Source organism: Nonomuraea guangzhouensis (assembly GCF_019396345.1).
GTDB lineage: Bacteria > Actinomycetota > Actinomycetes > Streptosporangiales > Streptosporangiaceae > Nonomuraea > Nonomuraea guangzhouensis.
Genome location: NZ_JAHKRM010000046.1, coordinates 18106 through 34484 on the forward strand (window position 1 = coordinate 18106; position 16379 = coordinate 34484).

At 69.5% G+C, this 16379-nt stretch carries 17 protein-coding genes, 1 tRNA gene and 1 pseudogene; 16 read left to right on the forward strand and 3 right to left on the reverse strand.

The features are described from left to right. The first annotated feature begins 63 nt into the window (after positions 1 to 63). From KME78_RS56285 to KME78_RS56345, 13 genes and pseudogenes are all read left to right on the forward strand, one after another. Positions 64 to 477 (forward strand): Hsp20/alpha crystallin family protein, encoded by a 414-nt coding sequence (locus tag KME78_RS56285; RefSeq protein WP_219538293.1) that lies wholly within the window; start codon positions 64 to 66, stop codon positions 475 to 477. Between the two features lie 183 nt (positions 478 to 660). Continuing rightward, complete coding sequence (locus tag KME78_RS56290; RefSeq protein WP_246654674.1) at positions 661 to 3186, forward strand: cation-translocating P-type ATPase; 2526 nt, start codon at positions 661 to 663, stop codon at positions 3184 to 3186. Positions 3187 to 3191: 5 nt separating this feature from the next. Further along, complete coding sequence (locus tag KME78_RS56295; RefSeq protein ID WP_219538294.1) at positions 3192 to 3917, forward strand: universal stress protein; 726 nt, start codon at positions 3192 to 3194, stop codon at positions 3915 to 3917. Between the two features lie 178 nt (positions 3918 to 4095). Then, a complete protein-coding gene (locus KME78_RS56300; protein WP_219538295.1) occupies positions 4096 to 4296 on the forward strand; it encodes a hypothetical protein in 201 nt (66 codons plus the stop codon). Further along, the gene (locus tag KME78_RS56305; protein ID WP_219538296.1) at positions 4296 to 4637 is read left to right on the forward strand and encodes an ArsR/SmtB family transcription factor; all 342 of its coding nucleotides are present in this window, start codon (positions 4296 to 4298) and stop codon (positions 4635 to 4637) included. The genes KME78_RS56300 and KME78_RS56305 overlap by 1 nt, the downstream gene beginning before the upstream one ends. A 68-nt stretch (positions 4638 to 4705) precedes the next feature. Next, positions 4706 to 6391: a SulP family inorganic anion transporter gene (locus KME78_RS56310; protein WP_219538366.1), complete on the forward strand. Its 1686-nt coding sequence runs from the start codon at positions 4706 to 4708 to the stop codon at positions 6389 to 6391. 32 nt (positions 6392 to 6423) lie between these two features. Beyond that, positions 6424 to 7131: pseudogene (locus tag KME78_RS56315) on the forward strand (transposase); the annotation flags it as partial. A gap of 417 nt (positions 7132 to 7548) precedes the next feature. After that, positions 7549 to 7622 (forward strand) — tRNA-Pro (locus tag KME78_RS56320). A gap of 60 nt (positions 7623 to 7682) precedes the next feature. Then, positions 7683 to 8669: a group I intron-associated PD-(D/E)XK endonuclease gene (locus KME78_RS67740; RefSeq protein WP_219538298.1), complete on the forward strand. Its 987-nt coding sequence runs from the start codon at positions 7683 to 7685 to the stop codon at positions 8667 to 8669. A gap of 114 nt (positions 8670 to 8783) precedes the next feature. Beyond that, on the forward strand, positions 8784 to 9209 hold the full coding sequence (locus tag KME78_RS56330) for a hypothetical protein (protein ID WP_219538299.1): 426 nt from the start codon (positions 8784 to 8786) through the stop codon (positions 9207 to 9209). Positions 9210 to 9278: 69 nt separating this feature from the next. Further along, positions 9279 to 9827, forward strand: a complete 549-nt coding sequence (locus KME78_RS56335) for a hypothetical protein (RefSeq protein WP_219538300.1) — start codon at positions 9279 to 9281, stop codon at positions 9825 to 9827. 5 nt (positions 9828 to 9832) lie between these two features. After that, the gene (locus KME78_RS56340; protein WP_219538301.1) at positions 9833 to 10537 is read left to right on the forward strand and encodes a hypothetical protein; all 705 of its coding nucleotides are present in this window, start codon (positions 9833 to 9835) and stop codon (positions 10535 to 10537) included. A 6-nt stretch (positions 10538 to 10543) separates the two neighbouring features. Further along, on the forward strand, positions 10544 to 10738 hold the full coding sequence (locus tag KME78_RS56345; protein ID WP_219538302.1) for a hypothetical protein: 195 nt from the start codon (positions 10544 to 10546) through the stop codon (positions 10736 to 10738). A gap of 61 nt (positions 10739 to 10799) precedes the next feature. Here KME78_RS56345 and KME78_RS56350 read toward each other — a convergent pair whose 3' ends face one another. Further along, positions 10800 to 11213 carry an ATP-binding protein gene (locus tag KME78_RS56350; protein WP_219538303.1) on the reverse strand — a complete coding sequence of 138 codons (414 nt, stop codon included), beginning with the start codon at positions 11211 to 11213 and terminating at the stop codon, positions 10800 to 10802. A 15-nt stretch (positions 11214 to 11228) separates the two neighbouring features. Next, positions 11229 to 11999, reverse strand: coding sequence for a SigB/SigF/SigG family RNA polymerase sigma factor (locus KME78_RS56355; protein ID WP_219538304.1), 771 nt, complete (start codon positions 11997 to 11999; stop codon positions 11229 to 11231). Positions 12000 to 12175: 176 nt separating this feature from the next. Between KME78_RS56355 and KME78_RS56360 the strand changes: the two genes are divergently transcribed. After that, positions 12176 to 12532, forward strand: a complete 357-nt coding sequence (locus KME78_RS56360) for an STAS domain-containing protein (protein WP_219538367.1) — start codon at positions 12176 to 12178, stop codon at positions 12530 to 12532. Between the two features lie 18 nt (positions 12533 to 12550). Here KME78_RS56360 and KME78_RS56365 read toward each other — a convergent pair whose 3' ends face one another. Further along, positions 12551 to 13270, reverse strand: a complete 720-nt coding sequence (locus KME78_RS56365) for a GAF and ANTAR domain-containing protein (protein ID WP_219538305.1) — start codon at positions 13268 to 13270, stop codon at positions 12551 to 12553. A 58-nt stretch (positions 13271 to 13328) separates the two neighbouring features. On the opposite strand from KME78_RS56365, the gene KME78_RS56370 reads away from it, so the two are divergent. After that, positions 13329 to 15161 carry a SpoIIE family protein phosphatase gene (locus KME78_RS56370; RefSeq protein WP_246654676.1) on the forward strand — a complete coding sequence of 611 codons (1833 nt, stop codon included), beginning with the start codon at positions 13329 to 13331 and terminating at the stop codon, positions 15159 to 15161. Positions 15162 to 15269: 108 nt separating this feature from the next. After that, on the forward strand, positions 15270 to 16373 hold the full coding sequence (locus tag KME78_RS56375) for a glycosyltransferase (protein WP_219538306.1): 1104 nt from the start codon (positions 15270 to 15272) through the stop codon (positions 16371 to 16373). The last annotated feature ends 6 nt before the right edge of the window (positions 16374 to 16379 follow it).

Sequence of the window (16379 nt, forward strand, 5' to 3'; positions counted from 1 at the left end):
GGCCGGGGCGGGCCCGGGTGTGTCCTGAAGGTGTGGGAATCGGAACCACACAAGGAGGCTGCGATGAACCTGCCAGAGCGTAGGGACATCAGATTCCCGTTCCCGGAGCTGTTCGAGTGGATGGAGAGCCCGATGTTCGGGTTCCGGCCGTTCGGACAGATCGTCCGGGTCGAGGACTACGTCGCCGACGGCCGGTACGTGCTGCGCGCCGAGCTGCCCGGGCTCGACCCCGACAAGGACGTCGAGATCACCGTAGGTGGCGGCGTACTCCACATCCGGGCCATGCGGACTCGCAAAGTCGCCGAGCCGCACCGCTCGGAGTTCTCCTACGGGACGCTGTCGCGATCGGTGACACTGCCCGCCACGGCCAAGACGGATGACGTCAGGGCCACCTATAACGGCGGCGTCCTGGAGGTCAGCGTCGGGCTGGCCGAGGGCAAGAAGGCGGAAGGCCGGCGGATCGCCGTCGAGCACTGACGTCCGGCCAGGCGCGGGTGGATGAAGCACTCGCTCCCGCCCGCGCCCACCGCCCGGAGGAGGTCGACGATGAACAGCCCGCTTCCCGGTACGGCCGGGCGTCACAGGCAGTGCCGGACGGCCCGTGGGATGGTGCCGAAAGTCCCTGCCCAACGCAGGGGAGTGGCGGCGAGAGTGGCGAGCATGACCATCTTGTCTCCATCCCGTTGCGGGCTCACCACTGTCGAAGCGGCGGAGCGGCTGGCCGCCGACGGCCCGAATGTGCTGCCTTCGGCTCGCCGCGTCTCTCCCATCGTGTTGCTGCTGCGCCAGATGGTGCATTTCTTCGCCTTGCTGTTGTGGGGAGCGGCCGTGCTCGCCGTGTTGGCCGGGATGCCGCAGCTGGCCGTGGCGATCGCGGTGGTCGTGTTGCTCAACGGTGGCTTCGCCTTCGCCCAGGAGTACCGCGCTGATCGGGCCACGCAGCGGTTGCGGGAGCTGATCCCGGCCAACGTGGTGGTCAGGCGGGATGGCAGGCGCATCCTGATCGGCGCGACTGATCTGGTGGTCGGGGACGTGGTGCTCCTGGAGGCGGGTGACCGGATCTCGGCCGACCTGGAACTGGCCGAGGTACACGGGCTGGCCGTCAACGAATCCATGCTGACCGGGGAGAGCCGTCCGGCCCGGCCGCGAGCGGGCGGCCCGGTCTACGCGGGCACGTTCGTGGTCGAGGGGGAGGCCGAGGCCGTCGTGGTGGCCACCGGGGCGCGCACCCGGCTGGCCGCGATCGCCAAGCTCACCAGGGAGGCGATCAGGCCGCCCAGCCCGCTGGCCGTCCAGCTCGGCAAGGTCGTCAAGGTCGTCGCCGGGATCGCGGTGGCGGTCGGCGTGGTCTTCTTCGGGCTGGCTGTGCTGCTGGGGATGGAGCTGGGGCAGGGCTTCCTGTTCGCCATCGGTGTCACGGTCGCGCTGGTGCCCGAAGGGCTGCTGCCGACCGTCACGCTGTCGCTGGCTCGCGCCGCCCAGCGGATGGCCGCCCGCAACGCCCTGGTACGCCATCTGGAAGCGGTAGAGACGCTCGGCTCGGCGACGTTCATCTGCACCGACAAGACCGGCACGCTGACCCGTAACGAGATGACCGTGGCCGAGGTGTGGGCGCCGTCGAGCCCGCCCGCCGAGGTCATGCGTACGGCGGTGCTGAGCTCCACCGGCCGGATGAGCGGCGGCAAGCCCGTGGGCGACCCGATGGAGGTGGCCCTGCACGTCGAGGCCCTGCGTCTCGGCGCTGACGTGGAAGGGCAGGTCACCCGGCGCTTCCCGTTCGATTCAGTACGACGCCGCGCCTCCGTCCTGGTGGATGGCGGGTTGCACCTGAAGGGCGCACCGGATGCCGTGCTGCCGCTGTGCCGGGCCGCACCCGGGGCCGATGACGTGCTGGCCCAGATGAGCGACCGCGGCCTGCGGGTGCTCGCCGTCGCACGCGGTCGCACGGCCGAGGAGTCGGAGCTGGAATTTCTCGGTCTGGTCGGGTTGCACGATCCTCCGCGCGAGGATGTGGCCGAGGCGATCTGGAAATGCCGCCTCGCCGGGATCAAGCTGGCCATGGTCACGGGCGATCACCCGCGCACCGCCCGGGCCATCGCCGCCGAGGTCGGGCTGCTCGGCCCGGATGAGCTGGTGGTCACCGGCGCCGAGCTGCCCGCCGACGACGCCGCGCTGGGCGAGCTGCTCGACCATGACGGCGTGGTGATCGCCCGCGTGACACCGGAGGACAAGCTGCGCATCGCCCGAGCCTTGCGCGGGCGCGGCCACGTGGTGGCGATGACCGGTGACGGCGTCAACGACGCGCCGGCGCTGCGCGAGGCTGACATCGGCATCGCCATGGGCAAGTCGGGCACCGACGTCGCCCGCGAGGCCGCCGACCTGGTGCTGCTGGATGACCACTTCGCCACCATCGTCGGCGCGGTCGAGCTGGGCCGTGCCACCTACGCCAACGTGCGCCGCTTCCTCACCTACCACCTGACCGACAACGTCGCCGAACTCACCCCGTTCGCCATCTGGGCACTTTCCGGCGGCACCATCCCGCTGGCCCTGACCGTGCTGCAGGTGCTCGCCCTCGACATCGGCACCGATCTGCTGCCCGCCCTCGCCTTGGGCGCCGAACCGGCCAACCCGCGCACCATGCACGGCCCCGCCCGCGCCGGAAACCTCATCGACCGCCGCCTGCTCGTCCGTGTCTTCGCGATTCTCGGCCCAGCCCAGGCCCTGGCCGAGATGGGCGCGTTCATCGGCGTCCTGCTGCTCGGCGGCTGGCAGGTCGGCACCGCCCCGAGCCTCGGCCTGCTCGCCGCCGCCTCGGGCACGGCCTTCGCCGCCGTCGTGCTCGGCCAGCTCGCCAACGCCTTCGCCTGCCGCAGCGAATCCCGCTGGATCGGGCGCATTCGCTGGCGCACCAACCCCCTGCTCCTGGGCGCGGTGGTCGTCGAAGCCGTACTGCTGCTGGTCTTCCTCGGCCTGCCGCTCGTCTCGGACCTGCTCGGCGGCGCCTTCCCGCCCGCTGCGGGATGGGCACTCGCCGCGATGGCGATTCCCGTCATGGTCCTCGCCGACACCGCGCATAAGGCGTGGCGGGCCAAGCGCGCGCGTGAAGAGGCCGAAGACGCGGGCTCTGCGCTGGATACGACCGGATCAGTATCTGTCACGGCGGCACCGCCGCCTGGTAGGAGGTAACTGCCATGAACCACATCGTTCTCGGCTACGACGGTTCGGACTTCTCCGTACAGGCCCTGGACTGGGCGCTGGACGAGGCCGAGCTCAGAAAGCTTTCGCTGACCGTCGCCCACTCCTGGCAGTGGCCCTACGGCGAAGCCGACGAGGAGGCCAAGAACCACTTGCGTAAGGCGGCCGACCACGTGCTGTGGCACGGCGCCGAATGCGCCCGCTCGACCAGCTCGGTCGTCGGCGTCGAGACCGACCTGTACGAGGGCCCGGCGGCGCAGCGGCTCGTCGAACTGTCCAGCGACGCCGCCCTCGTCGTGGTCGGCTCGCGAGGGCTGCACGGGTTGCCCGGGGCCCTCGTGGGGTCGGTAGCCCGATATGTTGCCGCGCATGCCGAGTGCCCGGTGATCGTGGTACGCGGACCAGGGCCGCTGCCCGCCCTCGCGCATCCAGGGCCGATCGTGGTCGCCGACAAGGAACCGACCGCCTCAGTCCTGGAGTTCGCCGCCGATGAGGCGGACATGCGCCGACTTGCCCTGGTCACCACCGCCGGACCCAAGGCCTGGCAGGAGAGCCATCCGAACGTCGCCTCCATAGTTCAGGAGGCGCACAAGACGCCGACGCTCATCGTGGCGGGTCGCAAGCGGGCCGACCACCTCGGCACGATCGCCTCGCTCCTCCAGCACGCCCCGTGCCCAGTCGCCGTGGTGGGAACCTCCAGGGGCAAAGGTCATCGGGACTGAGAGAGCGCGGCACCGGTCAGCCTGAGGATCAACCTCGCCGATCACGAACAGGGGCGCATTCTCCTGCCACCGGATCAGAGACAGCACCGCCATCGAGGCATCCACAAATTGCGAATATGCGCAATTTGGTACATCATGATGCAGTCTTGTTGAGTGGTTCACGGTTCAGGGGGTTGTGGTGAGTGAGTCCTTTGCTGCCGCGGTCAGGGAACGCGCCCGGCGGGCAGGCGCGGCGCTGGAGGCGGCCCGCCGCAGCGGCGATGCCGAGGATCTAATGCGGGCTGAGGGGGAATGGGACGACGCGCAGCGCTTTGCTCGCCGGCATGGGGTACCCCTCGACGTGGAGGCGTCCGATCCGGAGGAAGGGTCGGCGCTGTGATGTCGGTGCCGTTGTATGAGGCCAAGGCGGAGTTGTTCCGGTTGCTGGGGCACCCGGTGCGGATTCGGGTGCTGGAGTTGCTGACTGAGGGGCCGATGCCGGTGCGGGATCTGCTGGCCGCCATCGAGGTGGAGCCGACCGGGTTGTCGCAGCATCTGGCTGTCCTGCGGCGCTCAGGCATGGTGAGCGCGCACCGTGACGGTTCCACCGTGGTCTACGCCCTGGCCGGCGGGGACGTGGCCAACCTGCTACGCGCCGCGCGCACCCTGTTGACCCAGATGCTCACCGGCCAGCATGAGTTGCTGAATGAGTTGCTCAAGGCGGAGGCCGGCACCCCGTGAACGGCTGGATCTCCTCGGGCTGGGCTCGGGTGCGCTCAGTGCTGCCCGAGCGCGCCGAGCTGGCCGAGATGGGCCGCCGCCCGCGCCGTGACCTGCTGGCCGGGCTGACAGTCGCGATCGTGGCGTTGCCGCTGGCGCTGGGATTCGGCATCTCTTCTGGGATGGGTGCCGAGGCAGGGCTGGCCACCGCGGTGGTCGCGGGCGCGCTCGCGGCCGTCTTCGGCGGCTCGGGCCTGCAGGTGTCCGGGCCGACCGGGGCGATGACCGTGGTGCTGGTGCCGATCATGCACGCGCACGGCGCGTCCGGCGTGCTGATGGTCGGCCTGATGGCCGGGCTGATGCTGATCGCGCTCGCGCTGGGGCGCACGGGTAAGTACATGGCGCTGGTGCCCGCGCCGGTGGTGGAGGGCTTCACCATCGGCATCGCCTGCGTCATCGGCCTGCAGCAGATCCCCTCCGCCCTGGGCGTGCCCACCCCGGAGGGCGACAAAGTCATCGCTGTGGCCTGGCAAGCCGTCCAGGACTTCACAGGCCAACCCCGCTGGTGGCCGCTCGCTCTCGCGCTCGCGGTGGCCGGGCTGATGCTGGCGGGCGCGCGCTGGCGGCCCACCGTGCCCTTCTCCCTGCTGGCCGTGGCGGCCGCTACCGTGGGGGCGGAATTGGCCGATCTGCCGGTGAGCAGAATCGGGCAGCTCCCGGCCGGACTGCCAGCGCCCTCGCTGTCCTTCCTCGCCCCCTCCGCGCTCGGCTCGCTGCTGGCCCCGGCGGTGGCTGTCGCCGCGCTGGCCGCGCTGGAGTCGCTGCTGTCGGCCGCAGTGGCTGATGGCATGAGCGTCAACCACCGCCACCATCCGGATCGAGAGCTGTTCGGCCAGGGCGTGGCCAACCTGCTGGCGCCACTGTTCGGCGGCGTGCCGGCCACCGGCGCCATCGCTCGCACCGCGGTCAATGTCCGCGCCGGCGCCACCTCCCGGCTGGCCGCCCTCGCCCACGCCGCCATCCTGGCCGTCATCGTCTACTCCGCTGCCGGCCTGGTCGCCCGCATTCCGCTGGCCGCGCTGGCGGGCGTGCTGCTGGCCACCTGCGTGCGCATGGTCGAGGTCGGCTCGGTCAAAGCCATGATCCGTTCCACCCGCGGCGACGCCGTCGTGCTGGCGATGACCGCGCTGGCCACCGTCGCGCTCGACCTGGTTGCCGCAGTCATCGTCGGCCTGGTCGTGGCTGGAGCGCTGGCCCTGCGCGCCGTCGCGCGCAATGCCCGCCTGGATGAGATGCCGCTGCGCCCGGACCTGCCCGGCGACCACACCGAGCAAGAACACGCGCTACTGGCCGAGCACATCGTCGCCTACCGCCTGGACGGGCCGCTGTTCTTCGCCGCCGCCCACCGCTTCTTGCTGGAACTGTCGGAGGTTGCCAGCGTCTCCGCCGTCATCTTGCGCATGTCCCGGGTCACCACCATCGACGCCACCGGCGCTCTGGTCCTGGGCGATGCCATCGAACGCCTGGAGCGCCGCGGCATCACCGTCTACGTCTCCGGCATCCGCGACGGCCACCACCAACCCCTGCACGCGCTAGGCGTCATCGCCCGCCTCGACGAAACAGGCCGCGTCTTCGCCACCACGCCTGAGGCTATCGCCGCCGCCCGCGATCACCTTCACCGAGCCGGACTGCTCACCGCCGAAGATCGCGCGGGACAACCAGACAACTCCAGCGGCCAGGTACGGCAGCGCGCCGCGGAAGGCCACCCTCGATGAGGACCCCGGCACCGGGGTCGCCATCGGTGCTTCCGGTCGCCTCCGAACCGACCGTCTCGCGCCTGATCAACCGGCTCGCCGCCGACCCGGCCCGCGCATTGAAAGTGATCCGCGCCGCGCGGGCCATTGCCCGCCAACGCGCCTGGCAGCTGGCCGGAGCCGACGGCCAGCCCGTGATCGTGGACCTCGACGCCACCATCGTGATCTCCCACTCCGACAATGCAACACGCGGCACCGACCTGGAAGAAAAGCTACGGATTCCACCTGATGACCGCGTGCGCCGATCATGGCCCGGACGACGGCGGGGAACCCCTGGCCCTGATGCTGCGGGCGGGAAACGCCGGATCCAACACCGCCACCGACCACATCGAGGCCACCCGGCTCGCCCTGGCCCAACTGCCCCGCGCCCAGCGACGCAACGTACTCATCCGCACCGGCTCCGGCGGCGGCACCCACGCCTTCTCACCTGGCTGACCGGCCCGGGACGATGGCTGAAGTACTCCATCGGCTTCACCATCACCGACGACATCGCCACCGCGATCCTCAAGCTGCCCGCCACTGCCTGGACGCCGGCCTACGACGCCGAACGCCAGGTACGGCCCGGCGCGTGGATTGCCGAGCTCACCAGCCTGCTAGAGCTGGCCGACTGGCCGAAAGGGATGCGGGTCATCGTCCGCAAGGAACGCCCGCACCCCGGCGCCCAACTACGCTTCACCGACCTCGACGGACATCGCTTCACCTAATGAGAGCTACCGGGCGCTCCAGTCAGTGGAGACTCGGGTCCGGAGCCGTCGGCCTGAGATCGTTGACATGCTGCACAGTCCTGCTCGCACTCGGTGCTCACTGGGAGCCACCCCTGCGACGATGCTGATCGGCCTGGACGCTGGCGCGCTCGGTAGCGCCGTAGGCGGGTGGCTGCGCGCCCGCGCGGCCTGTGGCGAGCGCGGCTGGGCGATCGCTTGGATGGCAAGGACCTGCGCGGCTGTTGGAGCGTCGACTGGTGACGGATCGGCACAGGCTCCCGGAGAGGTGGTCCTACTGTCAACGGCGACTGACCTCTCTGGTCCTCGCAAGAGTTGGCGCGGAGGGGTCCGCCGATCGTGATAGTCTTCATCACGCAAGACCGCGCGGGGCCAAAGGTTCGGCAAAGGGCTTGACGGGACGTAGCGCAGCTTGGTAGCGCACCTGACTGGGGGTCAGGGGGTCGCAGGTTCAAATCCTGTCGTCCCGACATTTCTGGCATTTGCCCGATCACCGTTAAAGGGTGGTCGGGCTTTATTATTCTTGAGCCGTGTCAGCTCTCACCCATAAAAATACTCGCAAGGACGCGCTGCGATGGAACGACAGCGAACTGGCATCCGCTGTCCAAACCGCACATAGCTGGGCCGAGGTGGCGAGAATTCTCGGCTACAGTCCTACCGGGAGCGCCTCCAGGAAGATCATGCAGGAGCGCGCCACCGAACTCGGCATCGATAGCTCGCACTTCGTTGCCCAGCCCGGCCGTCCCAGTAAGTTGCCACCGGCGGACCGGCTCGCCGGCCACTTTCATCCACCATGGGGAGACGACGAACTCCGCATGGCCGTGGCACTGGCGACATCGTGGCGAGGAGTGTCCCGGTCCCTGGGCATATCGTCCAAGGGCGGTCGACAGTTGCGAGTCCTCAAAGACCGCATCAAGGCCCTTGGCCTGGACGTGTCCCATTTCAAGGGAACTCGACGCTGGAGTCCCGCACAATTGAGCCAGGCCCTGGAAGGAGCCGGCGATTGGGATGCGGTGACTCAGGCCCTCGGCGTCGCCGACAACCGGCAGAATCGCACCACTATTCTGCGTCATGCCGAGCGCCTGGATATACCCACGGCACACATGTTGGACGAGCCCAAACCTGCCACGCTGGGTCAAAGTCACCTCGGCCATCTGCGTGCGGCCGCGCCCACCCTTGCCGCCGCCTGGTTCATTCTTCGCGGCTATATCCCTTCGATGCCGCTCGAAGCGAAGCCGTACGACCTCCTTGTGGACACTGGGGGTTCCGTCCAACGCGTGCAGATAAAGACGTGCATGGCGAGCAAGGGTGACGTGACGATCGCCTACAGGCTGTCGGGCACGACGAAGGGTGCGCTCGTCCCGTACGACGCATCGGACGTCGAGCAGTTCTTCATTCTCGACGGCGATCTCAACATTTATCTCATCCCCATCGCCATCGTGACGGGAAAGCTGCGAATTTCGCTCAAGAAGTATCAGCGCTTCCGCGTCGGATCCGCTCGCAGCCTCATCGAATAACCGCGAATTGGAACAACGCGGCGGATGGCTGCGAGCCGCCAGTGGGGTGAGATGCCATAGCCTTGGCGCACATCAGAACCGCACGTGTACTCGAGCAGGAGGCAGGAGGGGCCCGTGGGGCGCAGGCCGACCGTCGATCGGGGTGAGCTGGCTCGGCTCGTCGCCGAAGGGATGAACGTGCAGGAGCTGGCCGCGCACTTCGGGGTGAGCGAGTCCGGGGTGTTGCAGGCCAAGCGGGCCGCGGGTCTGGCCAAGCCGATGCTCGATCACAGCCGGGCCCTGCCGTGGAAACTGGAGCGCGGGCACGCCCAGTCCGGGCCCGCCACGAACCTGCGGAACCTGTCCGCCGCCGCGCAGGGGAAGCCGCCGGCGGCCGAGCGGTTGAACACCGCGTTGCGGTGGGCGCAGCGGCTTGTCGATGCCGGGCTGGACGTCGATTACGACAGCGTCAGCGGGTTCAGGGAGGTCGCGGCGGCCCCTGGTGGCTCTCACGTCGCAGTGGTGCTCGAAAGCGCCAGGAAAGCGCTGGAAGGCCGCTGACAGCGGCGTTTCGGACGTTCGTACGAGGGCAGTCGCTGGTCTCGACCATAGAGACCGGAGGCGAACAACATGTCCACCTTTATCTGGGTGGTCGTCGTCGTGATCGCGGTGGTGGCCCTTGCCGCAGTCGGCTACGTGGTGGTGCAGCAACAGCAGCGCCGCAGCCGCCTCCGCGCACGTTTCGGCCCCGAGTACGAACGCCTGATGGCGGAGCACGACAGCAGGCACGACGCGGAGCAGGAGTTGCTCGCCCGTGAGCAGCGCCACTCCGAGCTGGGCATCCGGCCCCTGCCGGAAGAGTCGCGGGACAGCTACGCCACCCGGTGGACCGAGGTGCAGGAGCGCTTCGTCGACGCCCCCGGGTTCGCGGTGACCGAGGCCGACCAACTGGTCACGTCGGTCATGGCCGAGCGGGGCTACCCGACGGAGGGCTTCGAGCAGCAGGTGTCCGACCTGTCCGTCGGGCACGCGTCCACCCTGGACCACTACCGGACGGCCCATGAGATCAGCGGGCGCGCCGCCAGGAAGGAGGCCTCCACCGAGGACCTCCGCCAGGCGATGGTGCACTACCGCGCGCTCTTCGAGGAACTCCTGCAAGAGACCACGCGAGGACGGTGACAGATATGACGAGCGACGAGCTCAAAGTGCCGTCGCAACGGGCGGACCATCCCAACGACCATCCCAGCGACCATCCCAACGACCGCGCCAACGACCCTCCCAACGATGAGGACGAGCGCGCCTCGGGCAGCGGGTACGGCCCAGCGGACGACTTCCGTACGGACGACCCGTCACAGGAAGACGAGCGGGACGACTTCCGCGCGAACGACACCCCCACGGTCGATCTCACCGGAGAAGGCGAGAAAGACCGCCACCACGAGCCGTACGCCCCGGCGGACGGCGACATGCTGGCCTACCCCCCGCCGAGCCCGGGCTCGGACCCGGCGCACGCCGAGCACGCCGAGCCCGACGAGTACAGCGACGAACAGGACGACGTACACGAGCTGGTGGCGGTGGAAGGCGCGCCGCCGGCCCACGCGGCGCCGCCCGAGTCCGTCGTCCTGTTCGACCAGGACCCGGCCGAGGTGCAGGCCCGCTGGCGCGAGCTGCAGACCTCGTTCGTGGACGACCCCGGCGACGCCGTCCAGCGGGCCGAAGGGCTCGTCGACGAGGTGGTCGAGGCGCTGACCAGCAGCCTGACGGCCCGCACCGGTGAGCTGCGCGACCGCTGGAAGGGCGCGGGCGACACCGAGCAACTACGGCTGGCGCTGCGCGAGTACCGAGTCGTACTGGAGCGCCTGCTCACGCTGTCAGCTCATGAAACGAGGTAACGGGACATGCTGGCGATAGTCGCGGCGATCATTTTCGGTCTGGGATTCCTGCTCGACCTGCTGAACGTGAGCATCGGGTCGGGGATCTCGGGCACGACGTTCATGCTGCTCGGTCTCACGCTGCTGGCGCTGCACCAGGCCGGCATCGGTACGGCCAGCGTCAAGAGCTACGGCGGCTGGCGGGGCCGCACCCGTCGGTAACAAGACGGACGAAGCACGCGCGCGGCGCACTCGGTCACGAGGCGCCGCGCGTACATGTCCTTCAGGTCTTGCTGGGGAAACGCATGGTGACCGTGCTGCCCTCGCCGCCGACCCGCAGTGACAGGTCGGAGGAGAGCAGGCGGGCCACCCAGAGTCCCATCCCACCCACGGAGCCGGGCATCGGCCCGGGCTTCCAGGTGCCCTCGTCGTGTACCTCGACCACCAGCTCGCCGTTGTGTACCCAGGTGCGGAGCTGCGCGTCGACCGTGCCGTGCGTGACGGCGTTGGTGGCCACCTCGTTGACGGCGATGACGAAATCGCCCACCGCCTCCTCCGGCATGCCCACCCCCCGGGCCTCGGACGCGGCGAACTGCCGGACCTGTGGCAGGTCCGGCAGCCGGAAGCTCAGCTCTTTCACCGGCGCGCCAGGTGGCGGGCTGATGGAGCCCGCCTGAGGATCGACATCCCCGTTCACCCGGTAACCGCCTTATCAGCCGACTAGCTCACTACGTAGCTGGTCCAGCACTTTACGGAGGATTCGCGATACATGCATCTGAGAGATGCCGAACTCTGCCGCTATTTCGGCTTGAGTCATGTTCCCAAAGAAACGAAGAAGCAGGATGTGCTTCTCCCGAGACGGGAGAGCGTCGATCAGCGGCTTGACCGCCTCCCGATCGACCATCTTGCTCAGCGTGTCGTCGTCCTCCGGGATGACGTCGCCGAGCGAGGCGGCGTCGTCGTCGGTCCCGAGCGGCGCGTCGAGCGACAGCGTGCTGTAGGCGGCGGAGGCGTCGAGCGTGAGCAGGACGTCCTCCTCGCTGATGTTCATCTTCGCGGCCAGTTCGGCCACGGTGGGAGAGCGGCCGAGGTCCTGGCTGAGGTCGCCGACGAGCCGGTTCAGCTCGGAGCGGCGCTCCTGGTAGAGGCGCGGCACCCGGATGGCCCAGGTGCGGTCGCGGAAGTGGCGCTTGACCTCGCCGGTCATCGTGACGACGGCGTACCCCCTGAAGGCGTGGCCGAGCGTCGGGTCGAAGCCGTTGACGGCCTTCATCAGGCCGACGTACGCGGCCTGCAGGAGATCCTCCAGGGGCTCGCCGCGATAGCGGTAGCGCCTGGCGATCTCCATGGCGAGCGAGCGGTGCATCTCGACGATGCGTTCCCGCAGGCGTTCCTTGTGGCTGTCGGGAGTGGCTTCGCCGGCCATTTCGGCCAGCAGTTCTTCGGCGGTCAACTCCTCGAGGACGTATTCCTGCACAGCCATCGCTGCTCCTCATATGGGTCGCAGGGCGGCCTCCACCTGCAGAAAAAGCCCAGGCAGAGGCATGCCTCGCTCTACATCCGAGACGGAAGCCCTCTGCTGGACTTCGGAACCAGTGTCCCCCCTGGCGGCGGAAGTATTCCTCCTTCGCGTGGTGACAGTAAGGTTGCCCCGTGACAATGCCGGAGAACGGCGAAGGGGCGGTGACGGCCCTGCGCCTTACGTCGTCGACCGTGGACGAGATCACGGTGATCAAGGTCGATGGCATACTCGACGCCACCACGCGCGAGCAGTTCGCCGACTACCTCTCCCTGGCGGGCTCCGAGCTGATCCTGGACCTGTCCGGGGTGACGTTCATGGACTCGCGCGCGCTCGGCCTGATCGTCCACCATTGGCAGACCAGCCTGGCGTCGGGGGCCAGGTTCGCGCTGGTCGGCGTGGAATATTCGAAGTCGAAGGTGATGTGGATCACCGGGCTCGCGCAGCGGCTGCCGCTGTACGACACGCTCGACGACGCCTTGGCCGCCATTGGCTGAGCCGAGCGCGATCCGACGTCACTTGCGGCGGGATTTCTTCTGGTGCTCCTCGACCAGGAGCCTGGCCAGATCCGCCACCTTGACCTGATGGTGCTGTGAGATCCGGCGCAGCTCCTCGAAGGCGCCCTCGGCCGAGCATCCGCTGGTCTTCATGATGATGCCCTTGGCCTGGTCGATCACCGATCGTCCGGCCAGGGCCTCGTGGAGCTGGGCGGCGTCGGTACGCGCTTCCTCGAAGTCCCACAGGTTGGCCATGGCCACGCCCACCTGCTCGGTCAGCATGTCGGCCAGCGCCTGCGCCGCCTGCGGGGAGAAGGCGGACGGCCGTACCGAATACAGGCCGACGACCAGCAGGACGGGGTCGAGCCGGATCGGCACGGCCAGCACCGAGCGCACGCCCCAGCGGGCGGCGAGCGGGGCGTAGCGCGGCCAGCGCGAGTCGCTCAGCACGTCGGTCACGACCACCCGGCCGCCGGTCAGCCGGGCCTCGGTCGACGGGCCCTCGCCGATGTCGCGCTCGCCTTCGACCAGCATGATCAGCTCGCTGTGCGAGCCCGACACCAGCACCCGCTGGTCACGCCAGTGCTCGGCGGAGCCGCCCGAGCAACCGGGCACTCCGTCGGCGAGCGCGGTCGTCAGGCCACGCAGCACACTTTCCGTTGAGTTGTCTTCGCCCAACCGCCCGAGAGTCGCCAGGTTACGGGCAAGTCCGGGGGTGATCATCGCTGTTGTTTTCATAGCAGGAACGCCCTACCCCTTATGGCTAGCATTATCCAGCGTGGCGTAGCGTCAGAGGATGACCATGCCCGGCCTCGAACATGCGCTGGACGCTCTGTCCGGACGTGTTTCCTCCCTGCGCGAGGCGCGGACGGCCTACCCCTCCGACCTGGCGCCGACTCTGGACGCCGCGCTCGCGGAGCTCGACACCGCCGCCGAGTTGCTCGCCGAGGCGCGCGAAGCGCTCAAGAACGCCTCCAAACGGCAGGGGGGCAAGAAGGACGGGACCCAGCGGGAGCTGAAGCTGCTGCGCCAGGTCTACCGGGCCTTCCCCGTGCCGGTGATCGTGCTCGACGGCGGCGGCGTCGTCAGGCGGATCAACCCCGAGACCTCGCGGATGCTGGGCAGCCCTGACGGCTACCTGGTCGGCCGGTCGTTCCCGCTGCTGGTGGACGTGTCGCGGCGGGCGGCGTTCCGCTCGCACCTGACGTCGGTGCTGCAGACCGGGCAGCCGGCGGCGTTCGAGTCACGGCTGGCGCACCAGGGCAGGACCCACACGGTCCAGGTGGCGCTGACCCGCCTGACGATGCCCGGCGAGCCGCAGCAGATGGTGGCGGCCGTGGCGCTGCCGACCGAGGTGCAACTGCCCGAGCCGGGCGCGCGGCGGCCCGAGCAGTCGGACGGCGCGCTGCTGCTGGCGGCGGCCAAGCGCCAGGACCTGCTGGCCACGATGACCACGCTGCTGCTGGACGAGGAGGCGCTGAGCCAGCCGGTGGCGCTGCCGAGGGCGACGCGGCTGCTGGCGGCCGGCTGGGCCGACTGGGTGATCGCCGACGTGGTGCGCGACGGGCTGGCCCGCCGCGCGGCCGTGGTGGCGCCCAAGGACCACCCGCTGGGCGATCTGGTACGGCAGGTCGAGTCCGCCGTCCCGGCCGCGAGCCAGGTGGTGACCCAGGTCCTGGAGCGCGGCTCCGGCGTGGTGCACGAGATGGTCGACGACGAGACGCTGCTGGGCTTCTGCGCCGACGGACCGCTGCTGACCGCGATGGGCGCGGGCTCGATGCTGTGCGTGCCCATCGGCCGGGCCGACGGCGTGCTGACACTGGTCAGAGCGCACGACCGGCCACCGTTCACGCTGGCCGACCTCGGGGTCATGCAGGAGGTCGGGCTCCAGCTCGGGCTCGCGCTGCGGGCGCAGAGCAGCTTCCAGAGCCGGTCACGGGCCGCCGACGCGCTGTCGGCGACCGTCGCGCCGCGCAATCTGCCGGATGTGCCCGGGTACGAGGCCGCCGCGATCTACAACCCCGGCGCGTCGGTCGGCGCCGAGTTCTACGACGTGTTCCCCGTCGCGGACGGCTGGGCGTTCGCGCTCGGCGGCGCCGCGGGCAAGGGCGAGGAGGCGGCGTCGGTCAGCGCGATGGTCAGGGGCGGGGTGCGGGTGCTCAGCGTCTGGGAGTCCGATCCCGACGTGGTGCTGCGCAAGGTCAATGAGGCCCTGGTGTCGCAGGGCACCGGCATGTTCGTGATGGTCGTGGCCGGGTTCGTGCGGGGCCGCAGGATCCGCCTGTCGTCGGCGGGGCACCATCCGGCCGCGCTGCTGCTGCCCGATGGGAGCGTCCGGTTCGCCGCGGGTGGCGGCGTGCCGCTGGGCATCTCGCCGGAGGCCGAGACCGAGGCCGAGGAGCTCAACGTCGCGGTGGGCGAGACGCTGCTGCTCTACTCCGAGGGGCTGATCTCTTCCAGGAACGAGGTCGGCGAGCCGTACGGCGAGGAGCGGCTGGCCGATGTGCTGGGCAGATGCGCGGGTCAGGCGCCGACGACGATCGTGAAGGCGGTCGAGGCGGACCGGCACGCGTTCTCCGGTGGGCAGGTTTGGGATGAGATCGTGGTGCTGGCTCTCCGTGGTGTCTGATCTGCGGGGGTTTGCGGATGAGCCATCTATGGGTAAGGTCTTGTCCAGAGAAAGACGTGCCTAAGACGCAGGCACACCTTGAAAGCTGTTTTAACGCTGAGGTGTGCCATGAATATCGCGATCGTCGCTTCCGCCACAGGCAACAAACGTCACCAGATTCTCTCCGTCGCGCGTGAGCTGGGACGCGATCATCACGTCACGATCTACTCCCGGCGTGACAGTGCCGAGGGAAAGCCCAGGACGCGGGTGGCGCCGGGCGTCATGCTGGAGCACATCGACGTGGGCCCGCTGCGCGATCTCAGCTCCACCGACGTCATGCCGTACCTCAAGGATGTCGGCCAATACCTGAGCAGGCGGTGGAACCAGGAAACGCCGGACGTGATCCACGCCCACTCCTGGACCGGCGGCCTCGCCGCCGTCAGCGGCGCCAAGGGACTGCGGGTGCCGGTCACCCAGACCTTCCACTCGGTCGACGCCACCCACCTGAAGCTGGAGCTCGCGCTGGGCCGGAACGCCAGAGCGGTCATCGTCGGCTCCGGTGACGAGGAGTCGGCGCTGATCCGGCTCGGCGTCCCACGCCACAACATCGCCGTCGTGCCGTACGGCGTGGACACCGAGCGCTTCCACCGCCAGGGCCCGGTGGCCACGCGCGGCAGCCGCAAGCGCCTGCTGCACCTCGGCCCGCTCACGCCCGAACGCGGCGCCCCGACGATCATCCGCGCGCTGCAGGGCCTCCAGGACGTCGAGCTCGTGCTCGCGGGCGGCCCCGAGCTGGAGCTGCTCGACGAGGACCGGGAGGCGCGCCGTCTGCGCGCCCTGGCGCAGCAGCTCGGCGTGGCCGACCGCGTGACCCTGCTCGGCCAGGTCAAGCGGGCCGCGGTGCCCAAGCTCATGCGCAGCGCCGACGCCGTGGTGTCGGTGCCGCGCGAGGCCACGACGGGCGTCGTCGCGCTGGAGGCCATGGCCTGCGGTGTGCCGGTCATCGCCTCGGCCGTCGGCGCGCACCTCGACTCGATCATCGACGGCGTCACCGGCCTGCTGGTGCCGCCGGACCGCCCCGCGCGGACCGCGCGCCTGGCCCGTGAGCTGCTGACGGACCCGACGCTGCGCACCGCGCTCGGCTACGCGGGCGCCGACCGCGCCCGTTCGCGCTACTCATGGGAGCGGGTCAGCCAGGAGCTGGTACGGGTGTATGAGCTCGCCTGCGCTTAAAGTTCC

Coding starts and splice junctions, on each gene's coding strand:
- KME78_RS56285 (WP_219538293.1), top strand. CDS start 64: ATGAACCTGCCAGAGCGTAGGGACATCAGATTCCCGTTCCCGGAGCTG.
- KME78_RS56290 (WP_246654674.1), top strand. CDS start 661: ATGACCATCTTGTCTCCATCCCGTTGCGGGCTCACCACTGTCGAAGCG.
- KME78_RS56295 (WP_219538294.1), top strand. CDS start 3,192: ATGAACCACATCGTTCTCGGCTACGACGGTTCGGACTTCTCCGTACAG.
- KME78_RS56305 (WP_219538296.1), top strand. CDS start 4,296: ATGTCGGTGCCGTTGTATGAGGCCAAGGCGGAGTTGTTCCGGTTGCTG.
- KME78_RS56310 (WP_219538366.1), top strand. CDS start 4,706: ATGGGCCGCCGCCCGCGCCGTGACCTGCTGGCCGGGCTGACAGTCGCG.
- KME78_RS56335 (WP_219538300.1), top strand. CDS start 9,279: ATGTCCACCTTTATCTGGGTGGTCGTCGTCGTGATCGCGGTGGTGGCC.
- KME78_RS56340 (WP_219538301.1), top strand. CDS start 9,833: ATGACGAGCGACGAGCTCAAAGTGCCGTCGCAACGGGCGGACCATCCC.
- KME78_RS56345 (WP_219538302.1), top strand. CDS start 10,544: ATGCTGGCGATAGTCGCGGCGATCATTTTCGGTCTGGGATTCCTGCTC.
- KME78_RS56355 (WP_219538304.1), bottom strand. CDS start 11,999: ATGGCTGTGCAGGAATACGTCCTCGAGGAGTTGACCGCCGAAGAACTG.
- KME78_RS56360 (WP_219538367.1), top strand. CDS start 12,176: ATGCCGGAGAACGGCGAAGGGGCGGTGACGGCCCTGCGCCTTACGTCG.
- KME78_RS56365 (WP_219538305.1), bottom strand. CDS start 13,270: ATGAAAACAACAGCGATGATCACCCCCGGACTTGCCCGTAACCTGGCG.
- KME78_RS56370 (WP_246654676.1), top strand. CDS start 13,329: ATGACCATGCCCGGCCTCGAACATGCGCTGGACGCTCTGTCCGGACGT.
- KME78_RS56375 (WP_219538306.1), top strand. CDS start 15,270: ATGAATATCGCGATCGTCGCTTCCGCCACAGGCAACAAACGTCACCAG.